This is a genomic window from Pseudomonas sp. FSL R10-1339, from assembly GCF_009600545.1.
Classification (GTDB): domain Bacteria; phylum Pseudomonadota; class Gammaproteobacteria; order Pseudomonadales; family Pseudomonadaceae; genus Aquipseudomonas; species Aquipseudomonas bubulae.
Genome location: NZ_WIVQ01000110.1, coordinates 1 through 14,996 on the forward strand (window position 1 = coordinate 1; position 14,996 = coordinate 14,996).

Consider the following 14,996-nt stretch of genomic DNA (forward strand, 5'->3'; position numbering starts at 1 on the left):
CGCCGCAAATCCCTGTGGACTTACCCACATTCGATGAAGTGGTTGGGCCCGAGCTCAGTGCCGCCGATTTCAACTCATTCATTCTTGACCGCTTCAGCCCGCAAAAGCTGAATGCGTACACCATCCATGCTGAAGTAGAAGGGATTCTTATGGCCAATGACTTCCGTCAATTACTGGCGCAGGCCCGTGCCCGTGACATTCATTTCCAACCCCTGCGGGACTTGCTGCCCGCCGACCTCGAGAGCCTGCCCGCCGGGCAATTGAGCCGTGGCGTGCTGGAAGGCCGTGAAGGCTGGTTGGGAGTGCAGAAGCCATGACTTCACGCTGGACAATACCGCTGCTGGTTCTGGCCTTTATCGCCTTTTACCTGTTGCCATTGGGCACCCACGGCTTGTGGATCCCGGACGAAACGCGCTACGCGCAGATCGGCCAGCAAATCCTGATCGACGGTAACTGGGTCACCCCGCACTTTATGGATTTGCGTTACTTCGAGAAGCCGATTGCCGGCTACTGGATGATTGCCATCGGCCAGGCCATTTTTGGCGAAAACCTGTTTGGCGTGCGCATTGCCTCGGCCATCGCCACCGGTTTGAGCGTATTCCTGGCCTATGCCGTGGCCCGTCGCCTGTGGAACGATCCGCGCAAGAGCTTTGCCTGCGCCCTGGTGTACATGACCTTTGGCCTGATTGCAGGCCAGGCCGGTTATTCCAACCTTGATCCGCAGTTTACCCTGTGGGTCAACCTGAGCCTGGTGGCGCTGTGGTTTGCCGTCGACAGCAGCTCCAATCGTGATCGCCTGATCAGTTGGGTGGTACTGGGTTTTGCCTGCGGCATGGGCTTTATGACCAAGGGTTTTCTAGCTCTGCTGCTGCCGGTACTGATCGCTCTGCCCTACATGCTCTGGCAAAAGCGCTTTCTGGAACTGGTCAAGTACGGCCTGGTGGCCATGCTGGTGGCGGCCATTGTCTCGCTGCCGTGGGTGCTGGCAGTACACGCCCAGGAGCCTGACTACTGGCGCTTCTTCTTCTGGCACGAGCATATCCGCCGTTTTGCCGGTGACGATGCCCAGCACGGTCGCCCATGGTGGTTCTACCTGCCGCTGCTGGTGGTTTCCAGCCTGCCTTGGGCAGCGTTGTTGCCGGTGGCCTTCAAGGACGCCTGGAGCAACAAACGCCATGCAAGCATTGTGTTCGTGCTGCTATGGCTGCTGCTGCCACTGGGGCTGTTCAGCCTGAGCAAGGGCAAGCTGCCAACCTACATCATGCCGTGCATGTTGCCGTTGGCACTGCTGCTGGGCCACGCAATGATGCAACGGGTTGAACAGGCCAAAACCTGCGCCCTGCGCTTCAATGGCGCGGTCAACCTGATCGGCGGCAGTGCGGCATTGCTGGCCCTGGTGTATTTCCAGGTCAAACAGCCCTTCTATGACAACGAACCGCTGCATATGGCCCTGCTGGTCGTGGTGCTGCTGACGTGGATCATTACCGGCCTGCTGACACTGACCAAACCTCTGAAAATGTGGGCTGCGCCGGCACTGGCCATGGGTGTTCTGGTACTGGTACTGCCAGCCGCCATGCCGAGCAGCGTGGTTCACAACAAAATGCCTGACCAGTTTGTCCTGGAACATATGGATGAGCTGTCCCGGGCCAAGACATTTCTGAGTAACGACCTGGGCGCAGCGTCTGCTTTGGCCTGGCGTCTGCGCCGACCTGACGTGACACTCTACAACACCCAGGGTGAGGTCAAGTACGGCCTGACCTACGACGATGCCAAAGGTAAAAGCATTAGCCTGACTGAAGTTGGCCCGTGGATGGCTGAAGCTCGCCGCAAAGGCCCTGTCGGCGTGGTGATGCGCGTCAAGGACAGCGATGAGAGCCATGAAATGGACGAGTTGCCCAAAGACGCCAAGCGCTATGACGAAGGCAATATGGTGATTTTGATTTACCCGCAGATTGCTCCATGACCCTGACGCTATTGCTGTTGGCCTGTCTGTTGACCTGTGCTGGCCAGATCGCCCAGAAATACGCGGTCGAAGGTTGGCGCGGGGTTGACACCGGGGTGGCGCAAAAACTGCGCTCCCCCTGGTTATGGCTGGCACTGCTATGTCTCGGCCTGGGTTTGCTGGTGTGGTTGCTGGTGCTACAACGGCTCGAGGTCGGGGTTGCTTACCCGATGCTCAGCCTAAATTTTGTACTGATCACCCTGGTGGCCCGCTATCTGTTTAAAGAAACCATCGACCTGCGCCATTGGCTGGGCGTTGGGCTGGTAATAGCCGGGGTGGTTTTGCTGGGGCAACACGCATGAGCCTGTACCGTGGATTTGCCTTTGCCTCAGGCAGTGTATTACTGGTCAGCGGCGCCCAACTGGGCATGCGCTGGAGCATGACGCGGTTGCCGCAGCCCGCCCAATGGCTTGAAGCGTTCAGCCAGGGCAGTGTCTCGCTCCCGGCGTTGGCCATGGTAGTTGCCGCCATTGTCGCGTATGCACTGTCGATGCTCTGCTGGCTGCTGGCCCTGCGCGATTTGCCCTTGGGCCGCGCCTATTCGCTGCTAAGTGTCAGCTATGCATTGGTCTACCTGCTGGCTGCCAGCCTGCCGATTTTCCATGAAAGCTTCACCCTTTCAAAAACCCTCGGTGTGACGCTGGTCATTCTTGGGGTGCTTGTGATCAATTCTCGACGTACTTCCGGAAACAGCGCATGAAAATCAGTGTATTTGGTAGTGGTTATGTAGGCCTGGTGCAGGCGACGGTTCTGGCGGAAGTCGGCCATGACGTCATCTGCATGGACATTGACCAGAAAAAGGTCGAGTCGCTGCAACAAGGTCACGTCAGCATTTTCGAGCCCGGGCTTTCAGCCCTGGTGCGTGAAAACCTCGAGAGCAAGCGCCTGCGTTTTACCAGCGATGAAAAAACCGCTGTCGAGCACGGCCAGGTACTGTTTATCGCCGTGGGCACACCACCGAGCGAAGACGGTTCGGCTGATCTTGGCCAGGTGTTCTCCGTGGGTGACGCCGTTGCCCGCCACCGCAAGGAGCCGCTGATCCTGGTCGAGAAATCCACCGTGCCCGTGGGCACTGGCGACGCGCTGACCGCCCATATCAACAAGGCCCTGGAACAGGCCGGACGCTCGCTGCAATTTGACGTGGTATCCAACCCGGAATTCCTCAAGGAAGGCTCGGCCGTCACTGATTGCCGCCGCCCGGACCGCATCATCATTGGCTGTGCCCGTGAAGAGGTGCGTGAAGTCATGCGCGACCTGTACGCGCCGTTCAACCGCAACCATGACCGGATCATTTTCATGGACCTGCGCAGCGCCGAGCTGACCAAGTACGCCGCCAACTGCATGCTGGCGACCAAGATCAGCTTTATCAACCAGATCGCCGAACTGGCCGAGCACCTTGGGGCCGACATCGAAGCCGTGCGCCTGGGCATTGGCGCCGACCAGCGCATTGGCTATCACTTCATCTACCCTGGCTGCGGCTATGGCGGTTCGTGCTTCCCCAAAGACATGCGCGCGCTGATCCACAGTGCCCAGCAGGTCAATTGCTCCAGCGATCTGCTGCAAGCGGTCGAAGCGATCAACGAGCGGCAGAAGCACAAGCTGTTCGAACGCATCAACGCGTTTTTCAAGGGCAACCTTCAAGGCAAGACCTTTGCGTTGTGGGGCCTGGCATTCAAACCCAATACCGATGACATGCGCGACGCACCCAGCCGCGTATTGATGGAGGCCCTGTGGGCTGCGGGTGCCAATGTGCGCGCTTTCGACCCCGAAGCCATGCAGGAAACCCAGCGCCTTTACGGCGATGAAGCGCGCCTGAGCCTGATGGGCACACCGGAATCTACCCTTAATGGCGCCGACGCATTGATCGTCTGCACCGAGTGGCAGCAATTCAAGGCGCCGGACTTCGACCTGATCAAGCAACGCCTGAGCACACCGGTGATATTTGACGGGCGCAACCTGTATGACGGTGAGCGCCTGGCCAAGGCCGGCTTGCAGTACTTCCCGATGGGGCGTGGCGAGTCGTGCAACTTGCCGGTCGGGTCTACAGCCCTTTGATGATTCAGCAGCGCCGCCATTGGCAACAATGGCGGCGTTTTTTTTGTGCGTCCCGATGAGACAAGGAAACTCGACATGCGTGCCGATTTCACCTCCCCCGCCCTGCTCACCTTGCGCAGGCAATCGCTGGTTCTGGGCGCGCTCGCCTTGCTGCTGTTTATCCTGGGCAACCATCAAGAGGCCGCGATCGGCTTTGATTCTCGCTTTGTCATGTTCGCCAATGAAATGCTGCGTCACGGCCCCGGTTTTTTCCCGACCACCTACGGCCAGCCTTACGCGGACTACAGCGCAACCTCGACCCTGCTTACCTGGCTGCTGTCCCTGCCCTTTGGCAAAGTCACCAGCCTCACCGCTTGGCTACCCACGGCCATTGCCAGTGCAAGCATTGTGACCTTGATGTATCGCCTGGTAGCGGCGCAATCGCGCACCTGGGCGCTGGTCAGCGTGGCACTGCTGTTGCTGAGCATGACTTTTATCACCGAAACCCGCGCGGTATCGCTTGACCAGATGCTGGCAGCGCTCAGTTTCAGTGCCTTCTACCTGGCTTACGCCCACGATCACTTTGCGGCACCACGCCGTCATTTCTGGTTGTTGGCCCTGCTGGTATTGGGTTTTGCGGTGCGCGGGCCGATCGGCCTGGTCATTCCCACCGGTATTCTGTGCAGCTATTACCTGCTTAATGGCCAGTGGCGGCGCCTGATCAGCTTTGGCCTGCAAGCGCTGGTCTTGCTGATCCTGTGTATTGGCACGTTATTGATGCTGGCCTGGATCAGTGGCGGTGAGGCTTTTGTACATGAAGTCATCCGCATGCAAGTGACAGGACGCATGGATGGAACCGAAGGCGCCAGCGGCGTGCTGTATTACTTCACCAGTTCCATGGGCAATTACGCGCTGGCCTATCCGCTGGCCGTTTTGGTGCTGCTGGCGATCCTGATTACCGGGCGCAAGCCGTCGGGGCCAGCCTTGCAACTGGTCAAGTACTGCGTTGGTGCAGCCCTGATCGTGATGATCGGCCTGTCGATTCCCCAGGCCAAAAAGGCCCGTTACCTGCTGCCCATGTTACCGATGGCCGCGATTATTGCGGCCTACCCGTTCCAGGTCATGCACGGGCGGGTCTTTGCTGGCCTGCGCGGCTTGATTCAGGGGTTGTTCCTGCTGCTGCCGGGTTTACTGATTATCGGTCTGGTGGTTGTACGCAAGCGTTTTGGTGAAGAGTTGCCACCCTTGACCGTCATATTCGTGGCCCTGGCCGTGCTTCAGGTTCTGGCCGTTGGCGTACTGTTCAAAGCCCAATGGCGTGTTGCGGGGCTGGCAACCTGTGCGGTGCTGGCGATGTGGAGCAGCTATATCATGGTCTTCGAACCTGCAGAGCGCAGCCTTTACGATACGCGTACCTTTACCCTCAAGGCCATGCAACTGATCGACCAGGCTCCGGCCCCAGTAGTACTGCATGGCATGGGCAAGGACGCCAAGGCGATCAAGTTCATGGTTAACGTGGATCGTGATCTGCTACCGCTGTTCACCCAGTCATCCGCTGAACTGGCAGCATTGCCGGCTCCGGCCTGGATCATCATGGATCGCAAGGACTATGAGGCCTTGCAAGGCAGTGACCTGGGTAATATTGCCCCGACGCTGAGCGGTCGTTTCGACAAGAACGACTATGTGTTGCTGCATCGGCCTTGATCCTGTGGGAGCGGGCTTGCCCGCTCCCACAACTACGGCAAAACGCCAGAGCACAAACAGTGCGCCTGCAGGTACAATCCCCGCCCTTCTCTCTCCCCAAGGAATCCCAATGTCAGGGCTTGAACTGTTTGCCGCCGCACTCGGCGTCATTGCTGTCTGGTTGACAGTCAAACAGAACCCCTGGTGCTGGCCCATCGGCCTGGTGATGGTGCTGCTCTACAGCTGGATCTTCTTCGAGATCAAACTGTATTCAGGCATGCTCTTGCAGGTATTTTTTGCCCTGTTGCAAGTCTATGGCTGGTGGCAGTGGACACGCGCAGGGGCACAGCATGAAGGCCGTGTCGTCAGCCGGCTAAGCCCATTGCAAGTGCTGGGCGGCGTGATTGCAGGCGCCATCGGCAGCGTGGTTCTCGGCGCCTCAATGGCCCATTGGACCGATTCCACTTTCCCCTGGTCAGATGCCACGCTGACAGCCTTCAGTCTGGTTGCCCAATTATGGATGGCGCAAAAACGCCTGCAGTGTTGGGCATTGTGGTGTGTCATCGATGTGCTTTATATCGGCTTTTTTGCCTGGCAGGACCTGTACTTCACCGCCGGCCTGTACGCGTTGTTTACCCTGATAGCCATTCAAGGCTGGCGTGACTGGCGCCGCGACCCGGCGCTGCGCACATGAAGGTGGTCGTTCTGGCGGGGCCGGAGTCGAGTGGCAAGAGCTGGCTCGCTGCGTTATTGCAGCAGCGCTTTGGCGGCACGATGGTGGGCGAGTATGTGCGCTACTTTATCGAGCAAAACCCTCGCGAGACCTGCCTGGCCGATATTCCGGACATCGCTCTCGGGCAGCTTCGCTGGGAAGACGAAGCGCGCGCCCAACAACCCGCGCTGCTGATTCTGGATACCCATTTACTCAGCAATATCCTCTGGAGCCAGACCCTGTTTGGTGACTGCCCACAGTGGCTTGAAACTGAACTGCTCAAGCGCCACTACGACCTGCATTTGCTGCTGTCCCCCGACGATGTGGAGTGGACCGCTGACGGTCAACGCTGCCAACCCTCACTGGCGGAACGCCAGGCGTTTTTTGCGGCCAGTCTTGACTGGCTCACCGATCATCAACAAACCGTACAAGTGATAACCGGCGACTGGCAGGCCCGGCAACAGCATGCCTGCGCCGCAGTCGAACAATTAATGGGTAGTCGGGAAACTTGCTCAGACAGTATTAGTCCATAAGTTAGGTTGTTTACAACAAACAACTGGCAAGCGAGTTACTTAATGCTTTCAGCTTCTTGCCAATGTCCGTTGCTGTTACATGAAAATTTCGTGAAGCCTCTAAAACATTGGTTTGAGGCACGACTTTGCGAAATTGTAAGGTTAACGAGACACCCCCCTGCACCACGTAATTTGCAACCCGGCCCTTATTGTACAAGGGCCGGGGCTGCACACTGACATCTCATGTTCGTTACACCTGATCCCGCCCGGAACAGTCATCGTGCTGTGTGCTGTTGTTTTCAAACATTAACTTAGAAATGGCACAGCTCATGCCCTCTTCCTATCACGCTTGCCAGGGCCAGCGTCGATAAGGGAGCACAGTCATGGGGCGCGCATGTTGTGGTAATGGTCACCTGCTGATGGCTTGCAGCCTGAGCGCCTTGCTGGGCTGGTGCGCCGTTGTTCAGGCCGCCGGCAATGGCGAAATAGTGCTTACCCGTACCGTGCAACCCCATGCGGTGGGCAATCCGCCCATGCATCCCGATCCTGACCCGCTAACCGCAAATGCCAGCCCCTTGGTTCAAGTCATGGGTGCAACCCGTGAACTGAGCGATGGTGACTTTGCCGGCGTCAGCAGCGGAGCTGCGATCACCCGGTCCATTATGCCCAGTGGTAACACACTGCCCGGCCTCACCACCAGCAACGGCCTGCCAGGCATAAGCAATGGTCATGCTGGCGGCAGCGCAAACAGCATTTCCGGCACGATTGGCAATAGCATCAGCCAGGGGATGCGCCCGCTCACTGCCCTGGGCCAGGGGAAATAACATGATTGTCTGCCGCCTGCCTGCACTGATTGCCGCGCTGCTGGTCACCTCCTTCGCTGTGGCGGCTTCCGATAACAACGCCACGATCAAGGATTCGGGGGCCAACTACCATGGCAATGTCTCGCTTAACCAGGCCTCTGGCGATCAGCAACAGCAAGTCAATATCCGTGCAATTGCCATCGGCACCGAGGCACGCGCTACGACTGCAGTGACCCAGAAACTCAATACCCCCGCCGACACCTCGCTCAATGCCCGGGCAACTATCGGTGGCAATTCCTTCAGTAATGGCAGCGGTGTGATCGGTATCAACCAGTCAGCCGGAGCCAATAACCAGATGGTCAATGCCGTGCGGGTCAGCATCAGTGCCCGGCCGCAAGGTATTGACGACAGCGCCTTGTCCCAGCAGAACGTGGCGCTGCTTCCAGACTCGGGTACCGCATCCCCCGCCAGCGGCAGTCGCCAGATCGTTACCAGCGATCAGGCCTTCACCGGCAGCCGAGGGGTGGTGCAGTTGAACCAGAGTGCAGGGGTGGGGAACCGCATGGCTAACACCCTGAATATCCGGGTTGCTGACTGACCCGGCAACAACGCAGTGCAATTGGAAAGTGCCAACACTTAACCCAACTAATGATGCACGGAGAAACACCATGAAACCGTCAATCGCTCTGAAGCCACTGGCTTTCGCTCTGGCAACACTGGTGGCCGTATCTGCTCAAGCCAACGGTACCGGCAACAACAATCCGCCGCCTCCATCGACACCGCCTGCATACACCCTTGACCCTAATGCCGCCGCTGCTGCAGTCGTGATTGACGTGCAAAACAGTCACAACAACAAAGTGACCAACAAGGCGGTCGAAAACAATGCAACCATCAAGGACTCGATCAAAGGGTCTGAAGGCAACATGGGTGCGAACGCCGCTTCCGGCTCCGGCAACCAGCAAGACAACGCCGTAGCGATCGCCACTTCAGACGAGAGCTTTGTGTTTGGTACCGCTGCGTCCCTGACCAGCGCCACCCAGACCAACAGCCACAACAACTCGCACAACTATGGCGCACAAAACAACGCCTCGATCAAAAGCTCGGCCAATGGCAGTTCGGGTAACGTCGGCATAAACGTTGCTTCGGGCGAGTTCAACCAACAGAAAAACAACCTGGCCATCGCCGTATCCAATGGTCGTATCGCCAGCGCCGGGGCAACCGCCTCGCAAACCTCGAACAACCTGTCGGTGATCAACGAAGCCGGTGCGTCTTACCTGAGCAATGTGAATACCTGGAATCAAGGGTCGGGCTGGAACAACAAAACCCCTGTCGTCAACAACGCCACCATGGACCATTCGTTCAATGGCTACTCGGGTAATGGCGGTGCCAATATTGCGGCAGGTACCGGCAACCAACAAAGCAACTCGCTGTCCATCGCTGCCGGCTGCAAGGTCTGCATGTAGTCGCGACGCTAAAGAAGGGTCTCGTTTATGAGACCCTTTTTCCTTATTCAGGCGTATCAATCATGCGTATTGTCGCCCTCACCCTCTTCTTCGGCCTGAGCGCAATGGCCCATGCCGCACAGATGCCAATCGCTGCCCTGCCTGGCGGCAACCTGGTGTTCAAGCAGGTGCAGAGCATTCGTGAAAGGCGCTTTGCGGATATCGTTGAACAAAAAACCGATTTCAGTTGCGGCGCTGCGGCGCTCGCCACCGTACTGCGTCAGGCCTATTGGCTGGACGTCAACGAAGACCAGATCATCAAGGGGATGCTGCAAAACGCTGATCAGGATCTGGTTCGCACCCAGGGCTTCTCAATGCTCGACATGAAGCGCTACGTTGAGAGCATCGGCATGCGCGCCAGGGGTTACCGAATTCCGGCGCAGAGCCTTGAAAGCGTGAACATACCCGTTGTGGTGCTACTGGATATCCGTGGCTACAAGCACTTTGTCGTGCTGCAACGCGCGCAGAAGGACTGGGTGTATATCGGCGACCCTGTACTGGGGCACAAGCGCTACTCCCACGCAGATTTCCTCAAAGGCTGGAATGGCATTGTGTTTGCCATCATCGGCCCCGGTTACGACAAGACCAATGCGTTATTGACCCCGCCTGCCCCGCTGACCGCAAAAAACCAGCTCAACGGGTTTAACCCGGTCAAAGACGCAGAACTCATGGACTTCGGTTTTATCCAAAGCGACTTTTTTTAAGGTGCGTCAATCATGACTACGGAGCCCGACGCTCCAGGAGCCGTACATGAAAACTTCCATATGGCTGATTGCCGCATGCCTTGCGAACAGCCTGCACGCCCAGGCGGCGTCCTTTAAACCGGTTGAATTGAAAGACACTGAAATGGCCGAGTTGCGCGGCCGTTATGTGATGCCCGGGCGGATCATCAGTTTCGGCATCGTGATGAACAGTACCTGGACCAGCAGCAATGGCGGCGTAGTCGGCGCCAGTACTTCCATGTATGTGCAAAACACCATTGAACCCAAGTTTTACGTGTCCACTTACAGTTCTGCCGGTAACGGTGCCCCTGGCTCAAACGGCACTGGCTCGGTTACCGGTGGTGCGGGCCTGACCACAGCCCAAGGCGTCACCCAGAGCGTTCGGGCTGCGGGTGACAACAACAGTGCCTATAACAACGTCGACATCAATGTCAGCGAGGCCGACCAGGCCCCCATGGTCAACCAGCAAGGGGTATTACTCACGACCCATACGTCCATCACCCAGGCTGCTGGTGCGGGCAATGTGACCGTCTCCGCCACGGGTGGGGGCGTTCAGCTGGCCATTCAGGCCAACAACAATCAAGGCAGCTCACTGCAGCAAATCGCCCAGGGTGGCGTATTGCAAAGCACTACTTTGCTGGGCGGCGGTAATAGGGTCAATAACATGGCACAACTTAACGTGGTACTGGGTAACAACCTGCCCAGCCCCGGCGCGCTCGATTGCAACCTCAATCAGTTAAAAGGCCTTCGCAATATGGGTTATTGAACTAGGCTCAGGCTCTACAACTTGGCTTATCTGGACGGCTTATTTCATGCATCGATCGTTAACCTTTCGCGCAGTTGTATGTATGAGCACTATATTCCCGTCACCCCTGTTATATGCAGCGGCTGATGCCGATCTAGCGCTACTAAAACAAGAACTTATGGAGCTTCGCCAACGTTACGATCAACAGCAAAAAGCCTTGGCAGTGCTTGAGCAACGGGTGCGTGAAGTTGAGGATCAGCCTGCGACGCCGCAACCCAGGCGCCTGGCCAAATCACCGGCCGACATGAAGGGCAACCAGAACGTTACGGCTGCCAGTGGCACCAGTACCGCTGCACAAGGCAGCTCTTATGGCGCCGCGCTCAAGGATGACTCCGCCCCCGCCCAGAGTGTGGTCAACCTCTACGATGAAGCCAGCGGTTTTTTCGGCGGCGGCAAGTTCAGCCTCGAAACGGGTATTACCTATTCGCGTTATGACACACGCCAGCTGATTCTCAATGGTTTTCTGGCCCTGGATTCAATTTTCCTGGGCAACCTCAACCTCGACCGGATCAAGGCCGACAACTGGACCCTTGACCTCACCGGACGCTATAACCTGGATAACCGCTGGCAGTTTGACGTTAACGTTCCGGTGATTTACCGCGAGAGTACTTACCAGTCCGGCGGGGCCAACGGCGGTGATGCGCAAGCCACTTCAGAGCAAACGGTTACCCGCGACCCGACCATTGGCGACGTCAACTTCGGAGTCGCATACAAGTTCCTCGACGAGTCGGTCAATACCCCGGATGCGGTCTTCAGCGTGCGGGTCAAGGCCCCCACCGGCAAGGACCCGTTTGGCATCAAACTGGTCAAAGCCTCTGAAAACACCAACTTGTTTGTCCCTGAAGACCTGCCCACCGGCAATGGTGTGTGGTCGATCAGCCCTGCCATTTCCCTGGTCAAGACCTTCGACCCAGCTGTGCTGTTCGGCTCTCTCTCGTATACCCATAACCTTGAAGAGTCATTTGACGACATCAGTTCCACGCAAAACCTGAAGCAGCCTGGCAAGGTCAAACTGGGTGACAGCTTCCAGATTGGCGCAGGGGTTGCTTTTGCCCTCAACGAAAAAATGAGTATGTCGTTTTCCGTGTCCGACCTGATTCAGAAAAAGAGCAAACTCAAGCAGGATGGCGGTGACTGGCAAACAGTTACCACCAGTGATGCCAACGCCGGTTACTTCAATATCGGCATGACCGTAGCAGCGACCGATAACCTGACCATCGTGCCAAACCTGTCCATAGGCTTGACCGACGATGCGCCGGACTTCACCTTCAGCCTGAAATTCCCTTACTACTTCTAAACAGCAAAAGGCCCTCCGCGCTTGAGCGCTGGGGGCCTTTTGCTGCTTTCAACGAATGTGATGCTTGTGCAGTAACCGATAAAACGTCGGCCGCGAAACCCCAAGCACCTTGGCGGCCATGCTCAAATTGTCGCTGTGCCGGTCCAGCACCTCGCACAGTGCCTGGCGTTCGGCGCGGTCCTTGTATTGTTCAAGGGTGTTCATCGTGCCGACCAGCAACGGGCGCAACTCCAGGCCCAGATCATGCGCTTCGATCTGCCGCCCTTCGGCCAATACCAGGCCACGACGCACGCGGTTGGCCAGCTCGCGGACATTTCCCGGCCAGCCATGATTGCCCATGGCAATCAACGCCTCGTCACTGAACGTACGCGGGCGACGGCCTGTTTCCAGACTGTAGAAACGGGCAAAGTGACTGGCCAGCATGGCCAGGTCACCATGTCGCTCTCGCAAGGGGGCGGTGGTTAATTGCAACACGTTGAGGCGGTAATACAGGTCTTCACGAAATTGACCGTTGGCGACTGCCGCCTCGAGATCAACATGGGTCGCTGCCAGAATACGAACATCGATGGGGATCGGCTGGTTGCCGCCGACTCTCTCGATGTGTTTTTCCTGCAAAAAGCGCAACAGGCTGGCTTGCAATTCCAACGGCAGATCGCCAATTTCATCCAGAAAAAGCGTACCGCCATTCGCGGCCTCAATGCGTCCAACCCTGCGCTGATGGGCGCCGGTGAAGGAGCCCTTTTCATGGCCGAACAGCTCAGACTGGATCAAGTGGTCGGGAATGGAGCCGCAATTGATTGCAATAAATGGCTTGCCGTTGCGCTGGGATTGACGGTGCAGTGTGCGGGCGACCAGCTCCTTGCCCGTACCGCTCTCGCCGCGAATCAGGATGGGCGACTGGGTGGGTGCAAATTTGCTCACCGTCATGCGCAGGTCCCGCATCAATCGGCTGTCACCCAGCAGTTCATCTTCCTGTACATCGGACGGGGTTGAAGTTTGCCCTCGCAGGCACGCCATGCCAAAGGCCCGGCCGAGTGTGACCTGGACCCGGGAGACGTCAAAGGGCAAGGTGTGAAAGTCAAAAAACCATTCGCAGACAAAATCCCCCACATTGTTCATTTTCAGTACGTCAGGGGTGAGCGCCGCAATCCACTCGGTACCACTGCGACTGATCATGTCTTTTACCGCTTCGGGACGTTCCAGATGAAAAGGTTGCAGCCTGAACAGGCCAACATCGCAAGAGCGGTCAACAACGGTTGCCAGAGTGCAGCTGTCGACCGCCCAGCCTATGGTTCGCAGACCGGGGAGCAATTCATGACAATCCGCACAGGGATCGACCACCAGCAGACGTCGGGGAGAGGACATTGCAAGCATGACTGTTCCTTGGCGCCAGAAAAACATAAAACAGCATTAAAAACAGTCCCTTGTTCAACTTACGCGTAACCTTAGCAAGCCATTGGGCGCTTTCTGGATCGTTTGTTTATAACCCTAATAGCCAATCAAACTGTACAGCCTCGTTCCAAGAGCAGGGGCGATAGATACACTCACTGAAAATTGATCTGGATCAGTCATATAAAAAAACTTTTAAAAATATGACGAAAGTGTGTGACCTGATGCCCCTCTAAAGTCATCAGTACAAGTAACCAACCGAACGGTAAGCCCAGCCGACGGTTAATCACTTGATGGGCATACTTGAGAGAACACCCTATGAACGCCCCGCTCCGTTTCAACGAAGCTCTTTTGATTGCCGGCCACGCTTTTGAACCTTTTCAATGCGTTGCCTGGGCTGCACAGGATGGTCATGGCGAGTTGAGCCTGACTGTTATCGATCGCACCAATACCCGTATCGGCCGCAAACAGATCCCGCGCAGCGCCTGCGCTGACGCCGCTCAGCTGGAAAGCCTGCTGGCACAAGCCCGCGCCGAGATCAGCAGCGAAGGCTACACCCTGCAGCCTTGGGTCATGCCTGCTTGAGAAGCGGCTGACTGATTTGGGAGCTGGTTGACCAGCTCCCACAAATAATCAGCCATCAATGTGTACATACTCTGCATTCAACTCGGCGGCCATTTGACGCGAGCGGCCCAAACGAAGCGGGCCACGCTCGATATCGATCAACAGTCCCGGGCAGTCAATGGCCGGCAGCGTTGACCACTCTTTCAGTCGGCCATCGGTCAACAGTAAAAAGCGCTGTTGTTCCTCTGGACACTGTTTGCGGCGCCTTTCAAGCCAGTCAGCGACTTCCTGCAAGGCCTCCAGCAAAGGCGTCCCGCCTCCAGCACCCAAGCCCTGCAACCAGTCATTCAAGGCAGCAGACGCCTTGGAGCCGATGACCTGCCACTGCGGCGCCTTTGCGCTGACCGTCATCACCGCCACCCGCACACGCTGGCGATACGCATCTTCAAACAGTTGGGCCAGCAGCCCCTTGGCGTCACTCAGCGCCTGATGGCGACGGGTTGAAGCAGACGCATCCACCACCACCAGCCAGAGTTCCGGCGCTGCACTTTGCCGGGTTTTCCAGGCCAGATCAGCGTGCAGCCGGGGACGACCGCCGAGCAGGGTTTTCACCCAGTCGATCATCCCGCTGCCGGCGCTGCGGCTTGCGCCTTGCCTGCCCGCAGAGAGCTGACCTGACCGGGGCCTGGCATCCGCCCCCACTGCAGAACGGGGGCGGATGCCTAGGGCTTTTTTGGCCAGCTCGGCACTTCACGGCGCGCGCCCATGGGTTGCACCTGTGCAGGCAGTTCGCCCCACTGGCCCTGCCCCGATTGAGGCGAAGCATTGCTGGCCTGAGGGGGTGACTGCGGTGGTGGTGTTGACGCCTGGCCTTTAGGTTCTCGGCGGCGATGACGCAAGGCAAACTCGGCCACGGCATCAATATCGTCCAGGCTGATGGCCGTGGCCCCGCGCCAGGCGGCATGGGCCCG

Annotated in this window: 16 protein-coding genes and 2 pseudogenes; 15 read left to right on the forward strand and 3 right to left on the reverse strand. The window is 57.6% G+C overall.

Translation table 11 applies throughout. The features are described from left to right. The 14 genes and pseudogenes from GHO03_RS21340 to GHO03_RS21405 form a co-directional block, all read left to right on the forward strand. Nucleotides 1–317 (forward strand): annotated as a pseudogene (locus GHO03_RS21340) (4-deoxy-4-formamido-L-arabinose-phosphoundecaprenol deformylase); the annotation flags it as partial. Then, nucleotides 314–1,963, forward strand: coding sequence for a lipid IV(A) 4-amino-4-deoxy-L-arabinosyltransferase (arnT, locus tag GHO03_RS21345; RefSeq protein WP_133144594.1), 1,650 nt, complete (start codon nucleotides 314–316; stop codon nucleotides 1,961–1,963). The pseudogene GHO03_RS21340 and the gene arnT, both read left to right, overlap by 4 nt. Further along, entirely contained in the window at nucleotides 1,960–2,304 is a 345-nt protein-coding gene (gene arnE / locus GHO03_RS21350; RefSeq protein ID WP_095000278.1) for a 4-amino-4-deoxy-L-arabinose-phosphoundecaprenol flippase subunit ArnE, read from the forward strand. Before arnT ends, arnE begins: the two co-directional genes overlap by 4 nt. After that, entirely contained in the window at nucleotides 2,301–2,702 is a 402-nt protein-coding gene (gene arnF, locus GHO03_RS21355; protein WP_095000279.1) for a 4-amino-4-deoxy-L-arabinose-phosphoundecaprenol flippase subunit ArnF, read from the forward strand. Before arnE ends, arnF begins: the two co-directional genes overlap by 4 nt. Next, a complete protein-coding gene (locus tag GHO03_RS21360) occupies nucleotides 2,699–4,057 on the forward strand; it encodes a UDP-glucose/GDP-mannose dehydrogenase family protein (protein WP_133144593.1) in 1,359 nt (452 codons plus the stop codon). The genes arnF and GHO03_RS21360 overlap by 4 nt, the downstream gene beginning before the upstream one ends. Nucleotides 4,058–4,132: 75 nt before the next feature. Beyond that, nucleotides 4,133–5,740, forward strand: a complete 1,608-nt coding sequence (locus GHO03_RS21365; RefSeq protein WP_133144592.1) for a glycosyltransferase family 39 protein — start codon at nucleotides 4,133–4,135, stop codon at nucleotides 5,738–5,740. Between the two features lie 109 nt (nucleotides 5,741–5,849). Continuing rightward, the gene (gene pnuC, locus GHO03_RS21370) at nucleotides 5,850–6,413 is read left to right on the forward strand and encodes a nicotinamide riboside transporter PnuC (protein WP_095000282.1); all 564 of its coding nucleotides are present in this window, start codon (nucleotides 5,850–5,852) and stop codon (nucleotides 6,411–6,413) included. Beyond that, the gene (locus tag GHO03_RS21375; RefSeq protein WP_095019956.1) at nucleotides 6,410–6,964 is read left to right on the forward strand and encodes an AAA family ATPase; all 555 of its coding nucleotides are present in this window, start codon (nucleotides 6,410–6,412) and stop codon (nucleotides 6,962–6,964) included. Before pnuC ends, GHO03_RS21375 begins: the two co-directional genes overlap by 4 nt. A gap of 362 nt (nucleotides 6,965–7,326) precedes the next feature. Next, nucleotides 7,327–7,767 (forward strand): hypothetical protein, encoded by a 441-nt coding sequence (locus GHO03_RS21380; protein WP_153400487.1) that lies wholly within the window; start codon nucleotides 7,327–7,329, stop codon nucleotides 7,765–7,767. 1 nt (nucleotide 7,768) lies between these two features. Continuing rightward, nucleotides 7,769–8,344 carry an adhesin gene (locus GHO03_RS21385; protein WP_153400488.1) on the forward strand — a complete coding sequence of 192 codons (576 nt, stop codon included), beginning with the start codon at nucleotides 7,769–7,771 and terminating at the stop codon, nucleotides 8,342–8,344. 70 nt (nucleotides 8,345–8,414) lie between these two features. Then, the gene (locus GHO03_RS21390; protein ID WP_133144589.1) at nucleotides 8,415–9,209 is read left to right on the forward strand and encodes a hypothetical protein; all 795 of its coding nucleotides are present in this window, start codon (nucleotides 8,415–8,417) and stop codon (nucleotides 9,207–9,209) included. Nucleotides 9,210–9,271: 62 nt separating this feature from the next. Next, nucleotides 9,272–9,952: a C39 family peptidase gene (locus GHO03_RS21395; protein WP_095024692.1), complete on the forward strand. Its 681-nt coding sequence runs from the start codon at nucleotides 9,272–9,274 to the stop codon at nucleotides 9,950–9,952. Between the two features lie 46 nt (nucleotides 9,953–9,998). Further along, on the forward strand, nucleotides 9,999–10,736 hold the full coding sequence (locus GHO03_RS21400) for a hypothetical protein (RefSeq protein ID WP_133144588.1): 738 nt from the start codon (nucleotides 9,999–10,001) through the stop codon (nucleotides 10,734–10,736). A gap of 46 nt (nucleotides 10,737–10,782) precedes the next feature. Then, on the forward strand, nucleotides 10,783–12,072 hold the full coding sequence (locus tag GHO03_RS21405) for a transporter (protein ID WP_095032583.1): 1,290 nt from the start codon (nucleotides 10,783–10,785) through the stop codon (nucleotides 12,070–12,072). Nucleotides 12,073–12,120: 48 nt separating this feature from the next. On the opposite strand, the gene GHO03_RS21410 is transcribed toward GHO03_RS21405, so the two are convergent. Then, entirely contained in the window at nucleotides 12,121–13,446 is a 1,326-nt protein-coding gene (locus GHO03_RS21410) for a sigma-54 dependent transcriptional regulator (protein WP_095000289.1), read from the reverse strand. Nucleotides 13,447–13,779: 333 nt separating this feature from the next. Here GHO03_RS21410 and GHO03_RS21415 point away from each other — a divergent pair, with 333 nt between their 5' ends. Beyond that, nucleotides 13,780–14,046, forward strand: a complete 267-nt coding sequence (locus GHO03_RS21415) for a hypothetical protein (protein WP_095000290.1) — start codon at nucleotides 13,780–13,782, stop codon at nucleotides 14,044–14,046. Nucleotides 14,047–14,094: 48 nt separating this feature from the next. On the opposite strand, the gene GHO03_RS21420 is transcribed toward GHO03_RS21415, so the two are convergent. After that, nucleotides 14,095–14,649, reverse strand: a complete 555-nt coding sequence (locus GHO03_RS21420; protein ID WP_095038825.1) for a VWA domain-containing protein — start codon at nucleotides 14,647–14,649, stop codon at nucleotides 14,095–14,097. A gap of 98 nt (nucleotides 14,650–14,747) precedes the next feature. Continuing rightward, nucleotides 14,748–14,996, reverse strand: a pseudogene (locus GHO03_RS21425) (magnesium chelatase); the annotation flags it as partial.